The sequence below is a fragment of the Bacteroidota bacterium genome, assembly GCA_035506275.1.
Taxonomy (GTDB): domain Bacteria; phylum Bacteroidota; class Ignavibacteria; order UBA10030; family UBA8401; genus JAGVPT01.
This window is the reverse complement of record DATJPT010000002.1, coordinates 184,538-208,000: the sequence shown is the minus strand read 5'-3', so window position 1 is coordinate 208,000 and position 23,463 is coordinate 184,538. Positions and strand designations below refer to the sequence as shown.

The following is a 23,463-nucleotide window of genomic DNA, read 5'->3' as shown; positions in this document are numbered from 1 at the left end:
ATGGTTCGTAATAACTTGATTTTAGTTCTCCTCAGTGCACTTGCTTGCCCATTGTCGGCGCAGAGCACCGGCGATCCCCTTTCGTATTTCTTTGACCGCCATTACGGTCAGGTCGAAGTTGGGGGAAGGTATGCCGGCGCGGAGTTTCATGAGAGCCGCCCCATTCCTTCGCGGATCAGCTTTTATTATCCCGTTGCCAACAGCATCGACGTCAGCACCGATTACTGGAAGCGGGGCAATTCACTCCCGTTTGCGGTTGGAGTGCGGGTCGGCGATAAGGCCAAGCATTGGCTCGGCAAAGAACCGTGGGACTATACGCTCAGTCCACATAAAGTAAAGTTTCATCGGATCGACAGCGGACTGGATTATTCGCTTTCGTACGAGTTTTGCATGAACCAGCCGGCAATGGTTGTTTCGCTGACCGTCAAAAATATTTCCGGCAAAGAAATGCCGGTGGAAGTTTATGCGCATCTTCTTATGAGTCTTCGCACTTGCCAGACCTATGCGCGAAAGGATTCCGCGTGGACCGAGTATGACAGCGCATGTTCTGCGATCACCGCTGATTTCGACGATCCGCAAACAAAGCAGGCAAGCGTGTTCGTTGAGAACGCCGGCGTTCGTCCCGACGATTGGTCGTCCAATGCCTCCGCGATGGCGGCAACAGACAGCGCAACGTCGAACTGGATCGGCGACTCGGCTTCGAATTTAGGCCATATGCTGATGCCCTGGACGTCCCCCGGGAAGCCGATCGCGGCGTTTCTATACAAGAGGTTACTTGGGTCGAACGACTCACTGACGATTGTGCAGATCATCGGAAGCTGTCCGCGCGGAGAAGTGAAGAGCCGAACGAGTTTCCTCGCCGCGAATTGGAGACGTGAGACGTCGGAATACGACGCTTACATCACCGGCAAAGCAAAGGACGAATCGCATTTTGTCACCGGGGACCCCTGGCTCGATAGGTCGGCAATATGGGCGCGGGGACTCATCGCCTCCAATGCTCATTACATCGACGGCCACGTTGTTCCGATGCCCTGTCCGGCGGAATACAATTTTTTCTTTACTCACGACGTGCTGCTGACGGACCTCGGTGCGGTCAACTTCGACCTTCCTCGCGTGAAAAGAGATCTCCTCTATATCGCTTCGCTTGCGAAAGACACCGTTATTCCGCACGCGTACTATTGGCGCGATACCGGCTTCCAGACCGAATACTGCGCCCCCGACAACTGGAACCACCTCTGGTTCATTCTCGCCACGGCGAGCTATTACCGGCATTCGTTCGATTCGACGACGATTGCGGCGTTGTATCCCCTCATCGACAAAAGCGTGGAGCTCGTCCTGACCCAAAAAAAAGCAGATGGATTGATGTATGCCAAGCATCCCGACTGGTGGGATCTCGGCAATCGCGAAGGTCCCCGCTCGTACCTGACGATACTCACCATCCGCGCACTGAGGGATTTCGTGTACGTCAGCGCGGCGCTCGGGAAAAAGCAGGCGGGAGAATTGCTGGCGTTGGAGAAGAGCGCGGACCGGATGCAGAAAATGTTGAATGAAAAATTGTGGAGCGGGAAACAAGGATTTCTCACAAACTTCAACGGGACCGATACCGACAACCACTATTATGCCGGCTCGCTCCTGGCTCCCGTATTCAGTCTGCTGGACAAAGACAGATCGGACCGGCTTCTAACCTCTGCCGCCAAACAGCTTGCCGATCCAAAGATCGGTGTGCGCACGGTTGCCCCGGCCGACTTCCACACCGACTCGATGATCTCATATTTCAAGGAGGTTGGCGATGAAGCGGGCGCGCCCTTTGTCTACATCAACGGCGGTGTCTGGCCGCACACGACGGCATGGTACATCCTAGCCCTTCAGGCCTGCGGAAGAACCGATGAAGGACTCGAGTATTTGAGAAAGACCCTGACGCTCGACGGCATTGCCGAAAGTCCGATGGGCCAGCCGGCGATGTACGAATACCGGTATGCCGACGTTTCATCCCCCGAATTCGGCAGGATCGACAAGCCGTCCTTTCTTTGGGCCGGCGGATTTTACCTGAATGTCCTATACCGACTTTCCGGCATCGCCGAAAACGACTGGAATCTCTCCCTGGCAAAGCCGCGTCCGGCTCAACTCGATACCGTCTCTTTTTCACTTGCGTTTGGCGCGCAAAAAAATATTGTTATAGACGGGAAAGGGGAAACCCTTCATTCATGGAGAGGAGAAGAGGGGCGGATCGCATCTCTTGTTCTTCCTCTTAATGCCGTCGAATCAACGCGTCACACCATAGAATTCGGAGCGATCAGCACCCCGTATCTGGAGAGCGTCAACGCGATTCTCTATGCGGTCAGCTATTCCGAAAAAACGAAAGCGCTGCAATGTGTAGTTTCTTCATTTAAAGGACATTCGGTCGCTGCAAAGGTCATCGGCGTGAAGAAAGCCGTGAGAATTACAGTTGACGGGAAGCCCGTCAGCGCCGTCGTTCGTTCCCGGAACAGCGCCGGCGGTGAAATGCTCGTCGTCAATTTCATCGGTTCGGAAAAAAAGCAAACACTCAGAATTGTCTATTGATACTGAATATGAAAGTCGCCCTCTTTGAAAAGCCGCACTCGTTCGCTGTCCGTTCGACGCCGCTGCGAACGCTTCTCCCGAACGAGGTCCTCCTGAAAATTCAGGCGTGCGGCGTCTGCGGAACAGATGTTCATATAGTGGAGGGTACATCCCGCTCAACTCCGCCGGTCGTGCTCGGGCACGAGTTCACCGGAGTGGTCGAGGAGGTCGGTCTCGCGGTTCACGGGATAGCTCCTGGACAGCGCGCGGCCGTCGACCCGAACATTTCCTGCGGCGTCTGTTTTTATTGCCGCCGCGGGCTGGTCCATCTGTGCGATCATTTGAAAGCGCTCGGCGTTGACCGCGACGGCGGCATGGCGGAATACTGTTTTGTGCCCGAAAAACAGATTTATCTCCTCCCCAACGACATGCAGACGGAAGCAGCCGCATTTGTCGAACCGGTATCGTGCGCCATCCACGGCATCGACAAGGCTGGCATCAAAGCAGGGGACACGGTCGTCATCGTCGGCGGCGGAACGATCGGCCTGATCATGCTGCAGCTTGCGCAGAACGCCGGCGCGGGGCGTACGATCCTCGTCGAGCCGCTGGAACAGAAGCGGCAAATTGCCGCCGTGCTGAAAGCGGACACTATTTTCAACCCTGTGGAGGTCGATATTAAAGGCGCTATCATGGACATCACTCATGTCGGGGCGGACGTCGTCATTGAATGCGTCGGGAAACCCCAGACCGCTCAGCTTTCGCTGGAACTTGCCAGGCGCGGAGGGACGGTCGAGTTTTTCGGTGTTTGTCCGATCGGTGAAAAAATATCCGTCGAACCGAATCAGATCTACTTTAAGGAACTCACCGTGGTCGGGTCGTATGTCAACCCGAACACGTTTTCACGGTCGATCGCCCTTCTTCATGGGGGAAAGGTCCGGGTCGACGCGTTCCGCATCGATAAATTTCCCCTTGACGGTGTGCTTGAAGCGCTGGCGTTCCAACGGGAAGGGAAAACCCTCAAGAGTATCATCGAACCCAGCCGATGAAATCGCATTCAGAAGTGACATGTATCGGCGAAGCGCTGATCGATTTTGTCTCGACAAAAAAAGGAAGAACACTTTCCGACACGGAAGGATTTTTGAAGCTGGCCGGCGGCGCTCCGGCAAACGTTGCGGTCGGGCTTGCGAAGCTAGGGACCCGTTCCGCGTTTATCGGGAAAGTCGGTGACGATCCGTTCGGAAAATTCCTCCGTACCGAACTTGCCGGGTTCGGCGTTGAAACGTCCGGAGTAAGTTTTGATGCCGCGCATAAAACACGCCTGGCGTTTGTCTCGGTGACGGCATTGGGGGGACGCGACTTTGAATTCTGGGAAAAACAGCCGGCCGACGAGCAGCTCTTTCCCGGTGATGTGAACTTTGCAGCGGTGTCAAGGTCGAAGATCGTTGCCATCAGCTCTTTTTTGCTGCTGCACGAACCGGCGAGAACCTCCTTCTTCCGCATCGCCAAGCGAGTGCGCCGCGAAGGCTGCTTGCTCTCTTTCGACCCGAATTTGCGGCTGGCATTATGGAATTCACGCGCCGAGGCCCGCAAGGTTATTCTGAAGGCGGTCCGTCTATCGGATATTCTTCGGATGAACGGTGAAGAGGCGTCGTTCCTGTCCGGCATGCAGGAGGTCGAGTCGGCATCGGAGTTTTTTCTTTCGATGGGACCTGCGATCGTCGTCGTGACGCTGGGTGAAAAAGGATGTTTTTTCAGGACAGCAAACCATTCAGGATTCGTCAACGGCTTTCGCGTCAAGAACGCGGACACCACGGGCTGCGGCGACGGGTTTTATGCGGCGCTGCTGCACAGACTTGTTCGAACCGGGAAAAACATCGGCGAGCTATCGTTGAGCGAGCTTGCCTTGATATGCCGGACGGCGAATGCCGCCGGTGCGCTGACAGCCTCGAAGCAGGGAGCGATCCCCGCCCTTCCGGATGCCGCATCGTTGAAGAAATTTCTGAGGTCAACGTCCACTACGAAATCGTGAGAAGCTCTTTGAAAATATTCCTGCTCCTTGCAGCGTTTGTTTCTGTGGCGCAAGCACAGGAACAATCCTCGCTGGTGAATTTCGGGCATCTGAAGCATCTCACGGAGAAGATAGATTTCTACGGCGATACGGTCAGTATTGTCCACATCTATTCAAATTATCCCGACTTCAATTGGGTCGATGCAAAGGAATCCGGCCCGGAAGGGATTGCCTGCGTGGACGATGCAGCCCGCGCTGCCGTCGTCATGCTGCGGTACTATGAACTTCATCGCGACGCCTCTGCTCTGGAGGACGCCCGGTCGCTGTTGAAATTTGTATCGGCAATGGAAACGGATGACGGCGAGTTTTACAATTTCATTTTTGCCGACCACACGATCAACCGGACGGGAACGACAAGCATCAAATCATTCGGCTGGTGGGCTGCGCGGGGCGTCTGGAGCATGTCGATGGGGTACCGGATATTCAAAAATATCGACACGGCCTTTGCAGCAAAATTGAAGACAGGCGTCATGCGCGCGCTGCCGCATATCGATGCCCTCCTTAAAAATTACGGAAAGGAGAAGACGAAAGGAGGGTTTCGAATACCGGAATGGCTTGTCTATGAATCAGGTGCGGACGTCAGCTCGGAACTCCTTTTAGGTTTGGCGGAATGGTATCGCGCATCGGATGACCCAAAGGTGAAGGAATATATCGTAAGAATTGCCGACGGGCTGATGGTAATGCAGGACGGCGATCTTGATTCTTTTCCTTATGGACTGCACAGGTCGTGGGAAACGATGTGGCATATGTGGGGAAACGGCCAAACCGAGGCGCTTGCCTCGGCTGGCATGCTCTTGAATGACAGCACGATGATTCAGTCAGCACACCGGGAGGCTCACGGATTTTACAGCCGCCTGCTGATCAAGGGATTCATGAAGGAAATAGATGTCGCTCGTCCCGACAGTAATTTTCAACGCGAGCAGATCGCGTACGGTGTTCGCCCAATTACCGCCGGGCTTCTTCGTCTCTACGATGCGACGAAGAACGAAACCTATCTGACAATGGCCGGGCTGGCAGCTTCGTGGCTGTTCGGCAATAACGTTGCTCATCAGCAGATGTATGATCCGGCGAGCGGACGATGCGCCGACGGCATCAAGGAATCGTTGACGGTCAACAAGAACTCCGGAGCCGAATCGACGATAGAAGCACTGCATACGCTTATCGAGGTAGAGAATTATCCTGGGGCTGTGAAGTACTTACGCTATAAGAAGATCAAAGAGGAATCTCGCGATCATTACCTTGGAGCAACGTTCTCAAATGCAGAGGGGGATGAATTGACACTCGGCATCAACACACGCATAGGGGCCCTGATGCTCACAGAAGGAAAAGGAAAAATCGTCCAGTGACACGCAGGGTTAAAATTTTTGTCCAACTTGGCCTCTTGATGTTGATTGCAAGGCCAGGCGTGTCCAGTGCGCAGCAAATTTCTATCGGCAGGATCGATCAGATGCCGAATAAGCCGTCGCCGTATCTTATGAGAAATTGGAAACAGGTCGCCATCGGGTACGATTCGCTTGTGTTTAATCCGAACGTGACCGGAACCTATCTTCCGCTGGTGTCGGTGGGGCAGAATTTCAGCCTCGCAAGTTATGTCGGGCAGAATCCGTCCCAGACCAAAGAGGCGATCAATTGTCTCCCCGCCGTGCTCGGCGCAAGCCTCGTCGGCGTCGACAAGACAAATCAGTTCGGCATCAACTGGGTCTCCGAGTGCCAGAATTGGTTCAATCAAAATCCTCAGGAAGATGTTTATCTCAACAACCCGGGAGGATCGAGCGGAAGCGATTGGTGGTATGATGTCATGCCAAATATTTTTTTCTACCAGTTGTACAGCCTGTACCCGACGGTCGGAAATTTTCAGAATCAGTTTGTCACGGTTGCCAGCCGGTGGTTCGCCGCTCTTAATGCGATGGGGGGAAGCACGACGCCGTGGAGCCTTGCAAACCTGAACCATACCGCCTGGAACCTCTCGACCATGACGCCGACAAATTCAACGTGGGTCGAGCCGGAGGCGGGCGGATCGATCGCCTGGCTGCTGTATTCGGCGTACGTCCAGACAGGCAACACTCAGTTCAGGATCGGCGCGGAGCTTGCGATGGAATCGCTGCTTGCGTATCCGGTGAACCAGAATCCATCCTATGAACTGCAGCTTCCGTACGGCGCATACATCGCCGCGCGCATGAACGCCGAGCTGGGGACGACGTACGACATCGGGAAACTCGTCACGTGGTGCTTTTCTGACGGAAGCGACAACTCAAGGTTATGGGGGGTCACTGTCGGGAATTGGGGAGGCTATGACTGCGACGGGCTGATCGGAGAGACCGGATATGGCAGCGGCAACGGCTATCCGTTTACCATGAACACCTTCGAGCAGGTCGGCGCTCTTGTTCCTCTGGTCCGTTACGATGCCCGATTTGCAAGGATCATCGGCAAATGGGTCTTGAATGCTTCGAACGCCGCGCGTCTATTTTACACAAAATACCTGCCGGACAGCAATCAGGATGCAGGCGCTGCATGGTCGCACCAATACGATCCCAATTCCTACATCGCCCACGAATCGATGCACCAGCACAATCCGATCAACCCTGCCGTCACGCCATACGAAACGGGGGATGCCATCCAGAATGGCAATCCTACAAATTTTGCACTTTACGGATCTTCGCACGTCGGAATTTTCGGCGCCATCATCGACACGACCGACGTCCCGATGATCCTTAAACTTGATGTCTTGAAGACAGATTATTTTCACGCCCCTGCCTACCCGACGTATTTGTTGTTTAACCCGGATTCGGTGCAGCGTTCGGTGAGCTTCGACGCGGGGTCCGGAGAGCACGATCTGTACGACAATGTCTCTCACGCCTACATCCTGACGAGTGTTTCCGGAGTTGTGAGTCTGCCGATCGGCGCAAACAGCGCGGTCCTCGTCGTGAACCTCCCTGCTTCGGTCACGCCGACGTACGACCTCGACCGGATGCTTGTCAACGGCATTGTTGCCGATTACCATTCCGGGCATCCGGTCGCGAATTATCCGCCGAGGATCAAAAGCCTTTCGGCCGACACCGCCACCCTTTTACTGGGACGCTCGACAATGCTCTTCTGCACGGCGGTGGACCGGGACAGCGATGCGATTTCGTACTCGTGGAACGCGTCGGGCGGTTCAATCGCGGGGAGCGGCGCGCTGGTGACGTGGCATGCGCCGGACACCGTCGGGAAATATACCGTGCAATGCATTGTCAGCGATACGCACACGCAAACGCAGGCGACAGATACGCTCTCTGTTGTTCAGTTCATCAATCATCCGCCGGTCATTCAAAAAATGAACGCCGTCCCCGGAAAAATCAACCTTGGCGCAACGAGCACGATTCGCTGCATCGCAACCGACCCTGACAGCAACACGCTGACGTATCACTGGTCAGCAGCCAGCGGTGTCGTGAGCGGCGCCGGCTCTTCAGTATCGTGGCAGGCGCCGCAGAACGCAGGAAATTACTTCATCCTGTGCACCGTCGACGACGGCTATGGCGGGTCGGCTGAAGACAGCGTCGGCCTGGAAGTACGAGACTTCTCCAACTGGCAGACCGGCAGCCTGGTCGCGTATTATCCTTTCAGCGGAGACACAAAAGACGCGAGCGGCAATCACCATGATGGCACCGCAAGCGGCGGCTCGTTCACCTCCGACCGCTTCGGCCGCTCGGCCAGCGCATATTTTTTTGACGGCTCATCCTCATCGATCGATGTGCCGGACGATTCGGCCTTGAATTTTCAGAATGGGATCACCGTCAACTTCTGGATTACGCCCAGAGCGTTTTATTCTTCGCGCGAGCAGTATCCCATTTCTCACGGAAGCTGGCAAAACAGGTGGAAGTTCTCGATCTCCCCGAACAGCAACAAGATCCGATGGACGGTCCGAAATTCCCAGGGAACTCCCAAGGACCTCGATGCTGCGACGCCCCTCGCACTGGACAGTGTCTATAATGTGACTGGAACATACAACGGATCGGACATCGAAATTTATTTGAACGGCCAGCTCGACGCCTTCGGATCGTTCTCGGGAGCGATCAATTCGACATCGTACGACCTCGCGTTCGGTCAGGATTTTCCGGGGGACAACAATTACGATTTTAACGGAGTCCTGGACGACATCAGGATCTATAATTATATGCTCCCCGTGTCGCAAATTTCGTCATTGTATGATGTCAATGCCGGAGTCGGCCAGCCGGCGGGTGCCGTGCTTCCGACGCAATTCGCGCTCGGACAGAATTTCCCTAACCCGTTCAACCCTTCCACGACGATTCGATTTGCGATTCCTTCAACGGAATTTGTCACGTTAAAAATATTCGACCTGCTAGGAAGGGAAATCTCAACCTTAGTGCATGACAGGGTTTCTCCGGGCGAATATTCCGTTGCGTGGAATGCCGCCGGCCGTGCAAGCGGCGTTTACTACTACAAGTTGGAAACGGCAAGCGCCGTTCTTGTAAAGAAAATGATCTTATTGAGATGAGGTGTGTGAGTTGAAGATTATAGACCTGAACGGAGTGTGGCAGTTCAAAGCCATCGATAAGTATCGCGTGCTTCCCCGCAGCGTTGCGGATGCCGTTCAATGGATGGATGGTACTGTTCCCGGAACGGTCCATACCGACCTGCTGGCGAACGGAAAAATTCCCGACCCATTCTACCGGATGAATGAGGAACAGGTGCAATGGGTCGATTCGCAGCAATGGATGTACCGGCGCGAATTCGAAGTCGAAGAGGATTTTCTCCGCGAAAAACGGATCGATCTTGTCGCGGAAGGATTGGATACCTATGCGGATATCCGGATCAACGGCCGGCCCGCTGCGATCACGGCCGATATGTTCGTCGAGCACCGGTTTGATGTTAAAAAATATCTGCAGCGGGGAACCAACCGCATTGAGATCATTTTTGACTCCCCGGAGATCCGGGCGAAAGCTCTCGAGAAAAAATACGGCCCGCTCATGGCCGGCCACGAACCTCACCGGATGTATGCGCGCAAGGCGCAATATTCGTTCGGCTGGGACTGGGGTCCGCGGCTGGCGACATCGGGAATCTGGCGCGCCATCAGGCTTGAAAGTCATTCTGAAGGGCTGCTTCAATCCCCCTGCGTCAAAGCTATCGCCCTGACAAAGCGCGAAGCGTTGGTGGAGGTTTCGGTCGATGTGTCCCTTCTCTCGGCGGCGCGGATGGTGCTGCACACCGAGTTGTCGGATGAAGCCGCCGCTGCTGCCGACCGGCGCCCCGCAAAAAGAGGAAGGATGAAATTCCGGCTCCGCATAAAAAACCCGAAGCTCTGGTGGCCGAACGGTTACGGCGAACAGCCAATCTACCGGGCAGCTTTATGGCTTTCGATGAAGGACGAGGAAGTCGAACGTATCGAGGTTCCGTTTGCGCTCCGCACTGTCCGGCTGCTGCAGAAGCCCGATGATGAAGGGTCGACGTTCATCATCGAGATCAACGGCGAAAAAATCTATTGCAAAGGGGCGGATTGGATCCCGAGCGATTCGTTCATTCCGCGGATCGCAGACGGCACCTACGAGAAATTGCTCGGCATGGCGAAGGCCGCTCATATGAATATGCTACGCGTATGGGGGGGAGGCATTTATGAGCAGGAAATATTCTACCGCCTGTGCGACCGGTACGGATTGATGGTATGGCAGGATTTTATGTTCGCCTGCGCCGAGTATCCGGAACATCCCTGGTTCCTGAAGCAGGTCGCCGATGAAGCGGAGAAAGCGGTGAAACGATTGCGGAATCATCCAAGCATCGTTCTCTGGTGCGGCAACAACGAGTGCGAGTGGATATTCTGCCAGAGGCATCCCGGAACATCGCCGGATGCAATGGTCGGCGCGAAAATTTTCAAACAGCTTCTGCCGTCCGTATGCCGGGAGTTCGACGGAACACGTCCTTATTGGCGGAGCTCGCCGTTCGGGAAGGGATTCCCCAACGATGAATCGAACGGCAATCATCATCAATGGGAAATGTGGGCGCGCTGGAAGGACTTTAAGGAATACGAAAACGACAATGCACGGTTTGTGACGGAGTTCGGCTTCCAAGCTCCTCCGCATTATCGCACATTGGAACAGGTAACGGTTCTCTCAGACCGCACTCCGCTGAGCCCCGTTCTTGAGCATCACGATAAGCTTCCGGAAGGGACCGAGCGTTTGTACCGTTTCCAGGCGAGCCATGTCCACGTCGGAACGGACTTGGAAGATTTTATCTACAAGGGACAGATCGTGCAGGCCGAGGCGCTGAAAACCGCGGTGGAACACTGGCGGAGAAGAAAATTCAAAACGGCAGGCTCTCTCTTTTGGCAGTTGAACGATTGCTGGCCTGTGACCAGCTGGTCGGTCATCGACAGCGCGCTTCGGCCCAAGGCCGCCTACTACTTTGCAAAAAAATTCTCAGCACCGGTGCTGGTGAGCTTCCGGAGGATCGGGGCGAATATTGAAGTCTGGGGAACATCCGACCTGCTTGCCCAACAGGATGCCTCGCTGGAAATCACACTTCGCACCTTCAGCGGTGCCGTGGAGTGGACAAAAACATCGAAGGCGCGTCTCGGCCGCAATGCTTCAGTGCTGCTGATGAAGATCAACAGCGCTGATTGGTCTCACACCGACCCGGCGCAGTCGTACCTTCTGGCAAGTTTGAAACGCGGCGGCGCCGTGCTTTCCGAAAACAGATTCTTCTTCGTCGAGCCGAAACATATGCGTTTCCCAATGTCGAATGCCGAATTCCAAGTGACGAATGACAGCGAAGGTGCCTGTCTTGTCACCGTGACTTCGGAGCGGTTCAAAAAGAATCTCAGAATTGAAATCGAGAACGACGATGCCGAAATGGACGATAACTACTTCGACGTGGATGCCGGCGTGCCGAAAGTCGTCCGCGTCATCAGTCGTCTCCCCCAAAATTTAATTAAGGAAAGACTCAGATTTCGGGCGATGTGAAGCATGCGCGTCCAACGGTCTGAAAAACTATTTCACCAGAAAGAAGGTATTCACCTATGAAAAGGGAAGAATTGGAAGTGCGGCGCCAGCCCGCGCTTATTCAACCTGATGTCTCGCGGGTCATCATCAAACCGTTTGCCCCCGTCGGCCCGCTGAGTCCCGGATATGCCGCGCGCATGAAAGGGCTTGTCCGCCGTGTGGCCGACTTGACCGATGAGGAATCGCAGAACATCCTCAATAATGTTTTTGCCGAATTCCGCAGCCGCCACCGGAACATCGAAGAAACCTTCCATCTGGGCTACGAAAGGGTCAAAGGTTTTCTTCCCCCGCGGTGCGAACTCTCCGCGTCGCAGCGTCTGCTGCTCGGCTCGTACTTTGTGTGCGAATATTCGCTGGAAGCCGCCGCGCTCTTTAATCCTTCGATCGTTCCACATCCCGACCAGAACGGCGTACCGAGCGGAGCGCTTCGCTGCATCGTGAGCCTTCGGGCGACCGGAGAGGGGCACATCTCTTCCATTGAATTCCGTACCGGCATCATCAATAAAAAAGGAGAGCTTTCATTGGATGCCGCCGGAAAGATAGTAACGACGCCGGCGGTAAGCCCCGATCCTGTTTTTACCGCGTCGGATTTTTTCAGCAAGCTCCAGAACGGCGAACGCAAAAGCTCCTCGATGAAGGAGATCGTCAGCCCGCTGCCGGCAAAATTTACGCGCTCTCAGATTGAAGCGAGACTTGCCAGGTTCAAGAAACGCGGCGCAAAGCTTTCGGCGCCCCAGCGCCGGGCCATCGCTGCGCTCGAATCGCTCCTCGAGCTGAACTATGAGATCAATTTTTCAGAGCAGGTCCCGCTTTCCGAACGGGCGATTTTTCCGGTGTCGTCGTTTGAATCGAACGGAATCGAGGATGCCCGGTTCGTTCAATTCACCGACAACGACGGCAGGGCAACTTACTACGCCACCTACACGGCGTATGACGGCAAGACGATCATGCCGCTCCTCCTTGAAACGACCGATTTCATCCGCTTCCGGATCAACTCGCTGAGCGGCGACGCTGCTAAGAACAAAGGGATGGCCCTCTTCCCGAGGAAGATCAACGGCCGCTACGCCGCGGTGTCGAGGCACGATGCGGAAAATCTGTACATTGTTTTCTCGGACAATGTCTATCAATGGAATGCTCCCGCGCCGCTGATGCAGCCATCTCATCATTGGGAATTCACCCAGATCGGGAATTGCGGATCGCCCGTCGAAACGGAGAAAGGGTGGATTCTGCTGACGCACGGCGTCGGTCCGGTCAGAAAATATTGCATCGGCGCTGTTCTCCTCGACCCCCGCGATCCGTCCCGGGTGATCGGGAGGCTCCGCCAGCCGCTCATCGCACCGGATGCATCGGAGCGGGAAGGATACGTGCCGAATGTGGTCTATACGTGCGGGGCTATCGCGCACAACGGAAGGCTGATCATTCCCTATGCGATGTCGGACCGCGCCACCCGCATTGCAAGCGTTTCGATCGACGAGCTTCTGTCGAAGATGCAGCCGGCATAAGAAATTGGTGGAGGCAATGAGGTGCCTCGGCAATCTGCCGGGGCATTTTTTTTGGCAGGATGATCGGGCTCTCTTCGCGCGAGTGCGCTCCTAAGCTATTGGACATTGTTGCCCATGTCGGCGTATATTGTAACGCACCTCAAGAATGGAAACCGTCTTATGTTTAACAGTCTGATCAACCCTCACGATTTTGTCGTCCTCTACGAAAAGATCCGCAGAACCGGGTTCGGCGAAATCCTGTTCAAGCTTGTTGAGAAGGATGAAGAGAGAGTTCGGCGTTCCTGGTCCCACACATCAGGATCGACCTCAAACTGGTGGGATATTCCCGAAGTGCAGAGGCGCTGGAATTATTTGATCACCGGCTCTGCGGACAAAGATCATGTCGAATATATTTCGGAAAAATATCTGAACGGCGATCGTCCGCTCGCAGGCATCTCGCTCGGATGCGGCTCGGGAAACAGGGAGATCCGATGGGTCTCTGTCTGCAAAAATTTAAGACTTACGGGGATTGATGTCTCGAAGGAGAGGATCGAACAGGCAAGAATCAATGCGCAGAATGCCGGCGTTGGCTCGAAAACAAGCTTTGAAGTAGCAGATGTCCATGCGCTTGACCCGGGGGAAAAACGGTACGATGTTGTGATCGTCGAAGGAGCGCTGCATCACTTTCATGCAATCGGGAACGTACTCGACAAAATCCGGGTGTCGCTCAGAGACAACGGAATATTTATCGTGAACGAATACGTTGGTCCCGCTCGTTTTCAGTGGACGGACAAACAACTGGAAACAGCGAACCGCGTTTTAGGGACCATTCCGCATGAATACCGGAGGAAATATTTTGACGGCACGCTGAAAAAGAAAATTTACCGGCCGGGGAGACTCAGCATGTACCTGAACGACCCTTCCGAATCGGCAGAATCGAACCTCATCGAAAATTCGATTGCCGGCAGGTTCAGCGTATTGGAAAAAAAAGAATACGGCGGAACACTGCTCCAGCTGATCTTTAAGGACATCGCGCACAACTTCACCGACGGCAGCAACCGGACGAAGAAATTATTGGATTCGATCTTCGCCGTTGAAGATGACGGGTTGAAAAGGGGAGAGCTCAAGAGCGATTTTGTCCTTATGGTTTGCCGGAACAAATAACTGAAACTCTGATGTTTAAAGAATATAGTTGGCCGCTGTTTCCAGGGAGAATTTCCTGCTTGCAAATATTGGTATTTCCCTTATATTAGTAGAAGCCATTTTTTTCCCCGACACTTCTATTTTGCAGAGAATCGTCTGAACGATGATAAACGTCCTGCGACAATTTGTCGCCGCGGGCCTGACGCTTAGCGTTCTGGCTTCGAACGGTTTCTTGCTTGCACCTGTTTTTGGATCGCAGCACGGCCTTGAGAAAGGCATGGGGATGGCTCACCATTGCTGCTGCTGTTGCAACGAAACCGGGGGGGCATCGAGCTGTTGCTGTTGCATGCAGCATTCGAAAGGAAACGTCAGCGCCACGTGTTCTGTCTCCTCCGCGCCGTGTTCGGCTCCTACGGCAGCACTTTCCCCGAACGTTCTTGACCAGTGGATCGCCCCCTCATCTCCTTCCCGTTATGCCGTTTTATCCGCAGGGCGCGGGGAATATCTCGGTCTCAGCACATCTCCACTCCTCGGTATCGCGAATTCACTCTTTCACCCGCCGCAGTCGCACCTCTCGTAATCCGATTAATAATACTAAATCGATCTTTGACCTCCTTCGGATGAAGGAGGCGCATTGATGAATTTTAAATCAATCGAGAGGATTTCTATGCGATGGTATTTCGTATCCGCACTGTTGTGCGGGGTATTGATTGTCCCGACGGAGTCGAACGCTTCTGTTCCCGATTCCCTGAACAACCGCGTCGTTCAACTCCCCGAGGTCACGATCACTTCGAGCCCCGTTGAACGACAGGTGCCGGTAAGTTCAATTGCCGTTTCTCCCGTGGATATTCAACAAACGGTGGCGACCGATTCGTGGGATCTTCTCCGCCAAACGACAGGGCTTGAAGTTCACGAGCAGGGACAGGGACCCGGTTTTGCGTCCGATGCTTCGATCCGCGGATTCAGCTCCGACCACTCCACAGATATGGCATTATGGATCGACGGTGTTCCGATCAACGAACCCGTCAACGGGCATGCGGAAGGGTATGATGACTTTAATCTCCTGATGCCCGAGGCGGTGAGTTCGATGAATCTCATCAAAGGACCAACGAGCGCTCTCTATGGAAATTTTGCCATGTCAGGCATCCTGAATGTACGAACGCTGGAAAAAATGGACGGAACAACCGTGTGGCTCTCCGGAGGTTCGTACGGGAAATTGAACGGGACACTCCTTACCGGGTTTGACAATGGCGGAAACAGCGGCGTTTTCGGCGTTCGCGCGATCCATGAAGACGGCTGGAGACCCAATAGCGGCTATGATCTCGAGCAGGGGCATGCACGGTATGTGCAGGCGCTCTCACCCGCTGCAACGCTCGATGCGGGCGTTGAGTTGTACGCCACGAAATGGGATTCTCCCGGCTCACTCACCCAGGACCAATTCGATCAGCGCGACTATGATGTCGTTGCGAATTCTACCGATGGCGGGTTTAAGCGCCATGGGCAGGAACGCGTCAGCCTCCGCGTTTCGCCGGACTCCGTCATGTTTTGGCGCACGACGCTCTACGCGACGCAGGGACGATGGCAGCTGTATCTCACAACGCCCCCCGAAGGAGGAATTACGGAGGGGTCAGGAAGTCAGACGGAAGAGGAGGACACGCGGTACGGCTTTGGCGGCACGAGCGCCTTGACATGGGCGCTCCCCCACGCAGAGATAACGATGGGAGTCGAGGGGAAGTTCGATCATGCCCGCTATGAAAACTGGACCACGACGAACAGAGTCCGAGATTCCGCGCAAATTCTGCTCTCGGCCCGACAGGAAGCAGCCGCGCTCTTTGTGCAGTCCGAGGAGCGGGCGGACAGGTTTACGTTCACGGCGGGAGCGCGGTACGACGTCATCAATGCTCTTTCTGAGCCCGACAGCAGCGCATCGTTAAGCGACACGAAGGGTATATTCTCGCCAAAGTTGGGTGCGATGTATGCGTTGGCTGCCGATGTTTCGCTGTACGCAAACGTCTCGCGGGGATTCCGCTCCACGGACGGAACGATTGAAACTCCCTCGCTTCCGTTCATCACGGCATGGGCGTACGAAGCGGGAAGCAAATTCGATGAAGGACGCGTCAGCGGGAGCGTTGCCCTTTTCTTGATGGATGTCAGCAATGAACAGACGTTCAACCCGATCACCCTTGTCTCTACAAGCGGCGGAAGCAGCCGCAGGCAGGGAATTGAAGCGGACGTTGCTGCCCAGCTAACGAATGAAATTCGTCTGACAGCGGACTGGACCTTTAATGATGCCCGGTACAGGAACCTGATCTCAGATGACGGCGACTCTCTCTCCGGCGCCCGCGTCTACAATACTGCCAAATACATCGGCATCGCTGCCCTGGATATTGCACCGTATGCCAACTGGAATATTAAGCTGAGTTCGAACGTCGTCGGTCCCTACAGTCCGTTCGACGAACCCGGCGTCGTCCTGCCATCGTACGCTGTTTTCTCTTTGACCGTGGGAGTGCATGCAGGCAGCGCTCTTATTCAGGTAGGGGTAAAAAATCTGGCGGACAAAGCGTATCCTGAATTAGTTGCCGGCGGGTTTGTCGACCCCGGGCAGCCGAGGTCGGTATACGGCACAGTGAGATATTCGCTGTGAGTATTTTATGTGATGCCATGACCCGCCTTACGCGGGAGTCATGGCATCATCACGATACCCGTAAATCAATTTTTAACCAAAGAACAATTCACGAAAAAGGCTAAAGACAATATGAAGAAGATTCTTTTCGGGGGACTGGTCTTAGGAATATTATCGACAACAGCATGCAATCGGCAGAACAGAGCGTCCAGCTATCAAATTCCGGAAGTTTCTCACGATGAAAAGGGAGCGTTTAACAACGTCAAGGTCGATAACGCCAACGACCTTGTTTGCGGAATGACGCTGACCGCGGGCATCGGCGATACAGCACATTACAACGGAAAAGTATATGGCTTCTGTTCTAAAGAATGCAAGGATAAGTTTCTGGAAAAACCGGCGCAATACATCGCTGCGCAGTAATCATTAAACAACTCGGCGGCACCCTGAAAGCAGGCAGCCAAAACGGTTTCTTTGGCTGAGAATGATTTTGATTGCCGGCCTATGGCGAGGCTCCTTCGTCGCGGACATTATTCTCATTTTCTCGCTTGTTCCAAATCTCCGATTTGGAACAGAACAAACTCAGCGCTCGATGATTTCAAACGAAAGGCGAGTTACACACGCCTTTTCCAAACTGGGTTTGGGAGCGATAGAGGAAATTCTCGATCGGCAGCACAAACCGCGCTTTGAAATAGCTGCGACGATTGAGTATCTTGTTTCAGGAGATCAGACGTGCTTCAATTCAGAGTGCTCTTGATTCCTATAAATCTACTCTCATGAACCTTCTTCTTTCTTTTCTCACCGGGTTTTTCGGAAGCATGCATTGCGTCGGCATGTGCGGAGCGATCGTCGCGGCTTATTCCACGCAGGCGAATTTTGGCGTCCCGGCGCGGGGGAAGTGGAATCAGCTCCTCAAACATCTCTCCTACAATTTCGGACGGGTCTTATCGTATGTGCTCATCGGCGCGCTGCTCGGTATGATCGGCGGAGGGGTTTCAGGATTGAAGTCGGCGGGGGAATGGTTCTCGACCGCGGCCGGCGTGCTGCTCATTCTTTCGGGAATATGGATATCGCGGATTTTTCCGCGGACCGGGTTAACCCCGGAAGTTCCGTTCGGCCGTGAGAAAAAATCATTCCTGCTGAGTCTTTATACCAGAACGTACGGCGCGCTTTTAGCGTCCCCCGCTTTTGAGAGCAAATTCTATATCGGCTTGCTCACGCCTCTCCTCCCGTGCGGTCTTCTCTATTCTATGTTCCTGATGGCTGCCGCGTCGGGAAGCGCTCTCAACGGCGCTGTAACGATGGCGCTCTTTGGATGCGGCATTGTCCCGTCGCTCGTCATCGTCGGTTTTGTGTCGGCATTCTTCCGGTTTCGGCTGCGGATGGTAGGCGACAAACTTGCAGCGATCACAGTATTCCTGATGGGAATCATCATGGTGATGAGGGGCCTGGGCGTCCCGATGCCGTGGATGCCGATGGGGGGCGGACATCACCACATGGCAATGTAGGCGGTACGGATCCTATTCTTCTTTCGCTCTCATTGAATCCCACAATGCGTAGGAAAACAAGAGAGCGAACATGATCAAGCCCGTGATCTCCCCCGAATGTGAATCGGCCCAGGCGCTCATGTACCAGCTCGCGTAGCCGAAATTCCAGACTTCCTGGTCGAAGAATTTCAGGAACGCATTCAACACGCCGAAGAGCGACCCTCCCGCGATAAATCCGGAAGCGATCAGCGTTCCGCGCGAAAATCGGGCGTTGTTCAATTTTTCGTTCTTCGACCTCGTGGTCACCCACCACGCGATCAGTCCTCCGAACACGAGGGGCGTGTTCAGTTCCTGCGGGATGTACATCCCGAGCGCGAACGCCAGAGGCGGAATCCCTACCGTGACAAGGATGAGCGCAATCACCGCTCCGACTCCGTAGAGGACCCACGGCGCCGAGACGTTCGACATGAGCGGCTGGATGACCGCCGCCATCGCGTTCGCCTGCGGCGCGACCATCGCGTGTTCCCCTTTGAATCCGAACGATTTGTTGAGGACCAGGATCACTCCGCCGACGGTCGCCGATGAGACGAGAACGCCGAGAAATTTCCACGTCTCCTGCTTCTTCGGCGTCGAGCCGAGCCAGTAGCCGATCTTCAGATCCGTGATGAATCCCCCCGCCACCGAAAGCGCCGTGCAGACAACTCCGCCGATGATCAATGCGCTCACCATGCCCGCCGGGCCGGTCAATCCGATCTGCACCAGCACGAACGACGACAGAATCAGCGTCATGAGTGTCATGCCCGACACCGGGTTGGTTCCAACGATCGCCGTCGCGTTGGCCGCAACCGTCGTAAAGAGGAACGAGATGATCATGACGATCAGCAATCCGGCCACGGCATGGGTGAAGTTGAAGACGACGCCGCCGTAAAAAAAGACGAAGACAAGGAGGGCGGTCAGTAATATCAGGACCGCGACAAAAAGCATTTTGATGTCTGTCTGCCATCGAACCGTTGTTTCATCCTTGGCGGTTTTCGCATGGAAGATTTCGCGGTAGGCGAGAGAGAACGCTCCGGCGATGATTTTTGACGAACGGATAATGCCGATGATCCCCGCCATCGCGATGCCGCCGATCCCGATCTGCCGCACATAGTTGCGGAAGATCTCTTCCGCCGACATGTCGGCGATCAGTTTGGTCGCCGTCGCACCGAGGGGAACCGCAAGCCCATGGCCGACTTCATACACGAGAGGGACGAGCACAAACCACGAAAGGAACGAGCCCGCGGCGATGATCGCTGAGTACTTCAGGCCGACAATATACCCAAGGCCGAAGACCATCGCCGAGACGTCGATCTTCACGACCATCCTCACTTTGTTCGCCAGCACCTCGCCGAAATGGATCATCCTGGACGACACCACCTCCGACCACCATCCGAATGCGTTGAAGATGAAGTCGAAGATCCCGCCGATCAATCCGCTGACGACCAGCACCGCCGCTTGCGATCCCCCCTTTTCCCCCGCAACAAGAATTTCCGTCGTTGCCGTCGCTTCGGGGAACGGAAGCTTTCCGTGCATATCCTTCACAAAATATTTTCTGAAGGGGATGAGGAACAGAATTCCGAGGAAGCCGCCCGCTGCCGAAGCAAAAAATACTTGAAAAAAATTGGCCGGGAGGTCGAGGATATACAGCGCGGGGATCGTGAAGATCGCTCCCGCGACGATGACGCCGGAGCTTGCGCCGATGGATTGGATGATGACGTTCTGCCCGAGCGACCCTTTTCTTTTGAACGCTGCGGACAATCCGACCGCAAGGATGGCGATCGGAATCGCCGCCTCGAAGACCTGGCCGATCTTTAATCCGGAATACGCGGCTGCGGCCGAGAAGAGCACCGCCATCACCAATCCCCATCCGACCGACCAGGGGGTCACTTCGTCGTACGACTGGTCGGGGTTCATGATCGGGCGGTATTCTTCCCCCGGTTTCAATTCTTTGTATGCATTGTCCGGAAGCGTGTTCGAAGCCGAGGCGGGAGTTTCCATGAGAATTCCTTGAGAAAGTTAACTCAGATCAGACTAACTTGTGCCTTTGCGGCGGCATTCAGCTCTTTTCAACCCAAAGCTGTGCGAGATTGACAACCGTCTCGACGGCTTTTTCCATCCCGTAGACCGAAGCCCATTCGTTCTTGCAGTGATAATTTTGTCCGCCGGTAAAAATATTCGGCGTCGGCAGTCCCATTTCGGTCAAACGCGAACCGTCGGTGCCTCCCCGGATCGGCGCCCATATCGGCTTCAGGCCTGCCCGTTTCGTCGCCTCCTCGAGACAGTTGAGCAGCCGCGGGTCGTTTCCCAGGCCGTCTTTCATGTTGCGGTATTGTTCCACGATCGTCAACTCGATCTTCGCTTTCGGGTGGAGGGGTTGAACTTCGGCGATGATCTTCTCCAGCTTCTGTTTGAGGACCTTCAATCCCGGCGTGTTGAAATCGCGGAGGAGAATTTTCAACGTCGATTTCGATTCCTCGCCTTCGACGGTATGAGGATGAATGTACGGTTCGTACCCTTCGGTCGTCTCCGGCGCGATGTCTTTCGGCATCCGCGCGATGATGTCGGCCATGGTGCGGAGGGAGTTCACCATGATCCCTTTTGCCGAGCCGGGATGGATATTTCTCCCGTGCACGGTGATGACCGCCTGGTCTGCGCTGAAGGTCTCTTTGTTCAATTCGCCGGGGGTGTCGCCGTCGACGGTATAGGCAAACTTCGCGCCGAATTTTTTGATGTCGAAATATCTTGTCCCGGCGCCGATCTCTTCGTCGGGAGTAAAGCCGATACGGATGTCGCCGTGCAGGAGGGAAGGAGTATTGAGGAGCGTCTGCGCCGCCGTCATGATGATGGCGAGACCCGCCTTGTCGTCCGCTCCGAGGAGCGTCGTTCCGTCGCTCGTGACGACCTTTTTGCCGATGTTGTGGCGAAGTTCCGGGTTCTCCGACTCTTTGATGATGACGTTCTTATCCCCCGGCAGCACGATGTCTCCTCCTTTATAATCGACAACCTGCGGTTTTACGTTTGCGCCGCTTTCCGACGGCGAGGTGTCGACATGGGAGATCAATCCTATGACGGGAACTTTGCCGTGCGCTTTATGCGATGACGGCAGGTTCGACGGCAGTGTCGCCGTCACGTAGCCGTATTTATCGATCGATGCGTCTTTGAGTCCGAGCTCTTTTGATTCTTTGAGAAGGAGATTGAGAAGATCGAACTGCTTCGATGTGCTTGGATATGAATCTGAGTCATCCTTCGACTGCGTGTCGATCTTCACGTACCGGAGAAGCCGGTCAAGAACAGTTTCGTTCACCATACGGTCCTCAATATTTTTTGTGCCGTGCCTTAACGCGTTTTCAATGAGAACGAAGATAGCAAGTTTGAGGGAAAAAAGCAGGTGAAATGTTGCGCTGTAAAAGTTCCCGAAGGCTTGAATTATTTGAACGACGGCAGGATTTCCTATCGCTATTTAGACTCAATCCAAAGTTAATATTTCTGTTTTTGCGGATTGCATTTTTAAGAAAAGCCGGTTCCGGAAAATTTCAAAGTGGTGTTTAAACGTCAAAATCGTAACCCCCAGCACGGCATAGTTTTTGCTCGTTAGAGGGGCATGAAGTTGTTACCCACATCGAAGAGTTCTCTTCTGCACCCCACATCCCAAGTTTGAACCAGCGTCACCATTCTTCAAAATTTTTACGAAATAAATTTTACCCCCGGAGGTTTGTATGTCAGAGTACGTTAAGGCCTTAATGGCTGATGTCAAAGCAAAGAATCCCAGCGAGCCGGAATTTCATCAAGCGGTCCAGGAAGTTCTCGATTCCCTCAGCATCGTGCTGGAGAAGCATCCCGAATACCGCAACGCGAAGATCCTCGAAAGAATTATCGAGCCGGAGCGGGTCATCATGTTCCGCGTTCCATGGACCGACGACCGCGGAACGATCCATGTCAACCGCGGCTACCGTATCGAGATGAACAGCGCGATCGGTCCCTATAAAGGGGGCCTTCGTTTCCATCCATCTGTGACGCTCGGCATCCTGAAATTCCTTGCGTTCGAGCAGGTGTTCAAAAATAGTTTGACGACGCTCCCGATGGGGGGCGGAAAAGGGGGTTCGGATTTCGACCCCAAAGGGAAGAGCGACAACGAGGTGATGCATTTCTGCCAGAGCTTTATGACGGAACTGTCGCGCCACATCGGACCGGATACGGATGTTCCGGCGGGCGATATCGGCGTCGGCGGACGGGAGATCGGATTCCTGTTCGGACAGTACAAGAGACTGCGCAATGAATTCACCGGCGTCCTGACCGGCAAAGGTCTGAACTGGGGGGGCTCGCTCATCCGCCCAGAAGCGACCGGCTACGGCGCCGTGTACTTTGCATCCGAGATGCTGGCGACCAAGGGACAAACGCTCGAAGGGAAAAAATGCCTTGTCTCCGGCAGCGGCAACGTCGCACAGTATACGATCGAAAAGATCAACCAGCTCGGCGGAAAAGCAGTGACCCTGTCGGATTCCAACGGCTACGTGTATGACGAGGAAGGCATTTCAAAGGAGAAGCTCGCGTTCGTGATGGATCTGAAGAACGTACGGCGCGGAAGGATCAAAGAGTACGCGGACAAATATAAGAGCGCCGTCTTTACAGCCGTCGATCCCAAGGCGAATCACAATCCGCTCTGGAATCACAAAGCCGACTGTGCGTTCCCCAGCGCGACACAGAACGAGATCAACGCAGTTGATGCACAGAATCTTTTAAAGAACAAGGTCTATGTCGTCGCCGAAGGAGCGAATATGCCGACGACGCTCGACGGCGTGAAGTTGTTCCTCGATGCCGGCATTCTCTACGGTCCCGCGAAAGCGGCGAACGCTGGCGGCGTTGCCGTTTCCGGATTGGAGATGGCACAGAACAGCATGCGCGTACCGTGGACCCGCGAAGAGGTCGACAACCGGCTGCATCTGATCATGAAGAGCATCCACAAGACGTGCGTCGACATGGCCAACCGATTCGGGACGCCCGGAAATTACGTCAACGGCGCCAACATCGGCGGATTCCTGAAGGTCGCCGATTCAATGATCGACCAGGGACTTGTCTGAACCATCTCCCGCAA

14 protein-coding genes are annotated in these 23,463 nt (G+C 54.6%); 12 read left to right on the top strand and 2 right to left on the bottom strand.

Annotated features, from left to right (window positions below):
• The 11 genes from VMF88_01250 (at nucleotide 1) to VMF88_01200 (ending at nucleotide 18,353) form a co-directional block, all read left to right on the top strand.
• Entirely contained in the window at nucleotides 1-2,562 is a 2,562-nt protein-coding gene (locus tag VMF88_01250; GenBank protein ID HTY09671.1) for an amylo-alpha-1,6-glucosidase, read from the top strand.
• An 8-nt stretch (nucleotides 2,563-2,570) separates the two neighbouring features.
• Complete coding sequence (locus VMF88_01245) at nucleotides 2,571-3,587, top strand: zinc-dependent alcohol dehydrogenase family protein (protein ID HTY09670.1); 1,017 nt, start codon at nucleotides 2,571-2,573, stop codon at nucleotides 3,585-3,587.
• Nucleotides 3,584-4,570, top strand: a complete 987-nt coding sequence (locus VMF88_01240) for a carbohydrate kinase (protein HTY09669.1) — start codon at nucleotides 3,584-3,586, stop codon at nucleotides 4,568-4,570. Before VMF88_01245 ends, VMF88_01240 begins: the two co-directional genes overlap by 4 nt.
• A complete protein-coding gene (locus tag VMF88_01235) occupies nucleotides 4,567-5,955 on the top strand; it encodes a hypothetical protein (protein ID HTY09668.1) in 1,389 nt (462 codons plus the stop codon). The genes VMF88_01240 and VMF88_01235 overlap by 4 nt, the downstream gene beginning before the upstream one ends.
• A 101-nt stretch (nucleotides 5,956-6,056) precedes the next feature.
• Nucleotides 6,057-9,104, top strand: a complete 3,048-nt coding sequence (locus tag VMF88_01230; GenBank protein HTY09667.1) for a LamG-like jellyroll fold domain-containing protein — start codon at nucleotides 6,057-6,059, stop codon at nucleotides 9,102-9,104.
• A gap of 10 nt (nucleotides 9,105-9,114) precedes the next feature.
• Nucleotides 9,115-11,562, top strand: a complete 2,448-nt coding sequence (locus VMF88_01225; GenBank protein HTY09666.1) for a glycoside hydrolase family 2 protein — start codon at nucleotides 9,115-9,117, stop codon at nucleotides 11,560-11,562.
• A gap of 56 nt (nucleotides 11,563-11,618) precedes the next feature.
• Nucleotides 11,619-13,103 (top strand): glycoside hydrolase family 130 protein, encoded by a 1,485-nt coding sequence (locus VMF88_01220; protein HTY09665.1) that lies wholly within the window; start codon nucleotides 11,619-11,621, stop codon nucleotides 13,101-13,103.
• Between the two features lie 159 nt (nucleotides 13,104-13,262).
• Nucleotides 13,263-14,246 carry a class I SAM-dependent methyltransferase gene (locus VMF88_01215; protein ID HTY09664.1) on the top strand — a complete coding sequence of 328 codons (984 nt, stop codon included), beginning with the start codon at nucleotides 13,263-13,265 and terminating at the stop codon, nucleotides 14,244-14,246.
• A gap of 616 nt (nucleotides 14,247-14,862) precedes the next feature.
• Nucleotides 14,863-16,869, top strand: coding sequence for a TonB-dependent receptor (locus VMF88_01210; protein ID HTY09663.1), 2,007 nt, complete (start codon nucleotides 14,863-14,865; stop codon nucleotides 16,867-16,869).
• Nucleotides 16,870-16,980: 111 nt separating this feature from the next.
• A complete protein-coding gene (locus tag VMF88_01205; protein HTY09662.1) occupies nucleotides 16,981-17,268 on the top strand; it encodes a YHS domain-containing protein in 288 nt (95 codons plus the stop codon).
• Nucleotides 17,269-17,621: 353 nt separating this feature from the next.
• The gene (locus tag VMF88_01200) at nucleotides 17,622-18,353 is read left to right on the top strand and encodes a sulfite exporter TauE/SafE family protein (protein HTY09661.1); all 732 of its coding nucleotides are present in this window, start codon (nucleotides 17,622-17,624) and stop codon (nucleotides 18,351-18,353) included.
• A gap of 12 nt (nucleotides 18,354-18,365) precedes the next feature.
• On the opposite strand, the gene VMF88_01195 is transcribed toward VMF88_01200, so the two are convergent.
• Both VMF88_01195 and pepT read right to left on the bottom strand, forming a co-directional pair.
• Nucleotides 18,366-20,369, bottom strand: coding sequence for an oligopeptide transporter, OPT family (locus VMF88_01195; protein HTY09660.1), 2,004 nt, complete (start codon nucleotides 20,367-20,369; stop codon nucleotides 18,366-18,368).
• Nucleotides 20,370-20,427: 58 nt separating this feature from the next.
• On the bottom strand, nucleotides 20,428-21,678 hold the full coding sequence (gene pepT / locus VMF88_01190; protein ID HTY09659.1) for a peptidase T: 1,251 nt from the start codon (nucleotides 21,676-21,678) through the stop codon (nucleotides 20,428-20,430).
• A gap of 409 nt (nucleotides 21,679-22,087) precedes the next feature.
• Here pepT and gdhA point away from each other — a divergent pair, with 409 nt between their 5' ends.
• Nucleotides 22,088-23,449, top strand: a complete 1,362-nt coding sequence (gene gdhA, locus VMF88_01185; protein ID HTY09658.1) for an NADP-specific glutamate dehydrogenase — start codon at nucleotides 22,088-22,090, stop codon at nucleotides 23,447-23,449.
• The last annotated feature ends 14 nt before the right edge of the window (nucleotides 23,450-23,463 follow it).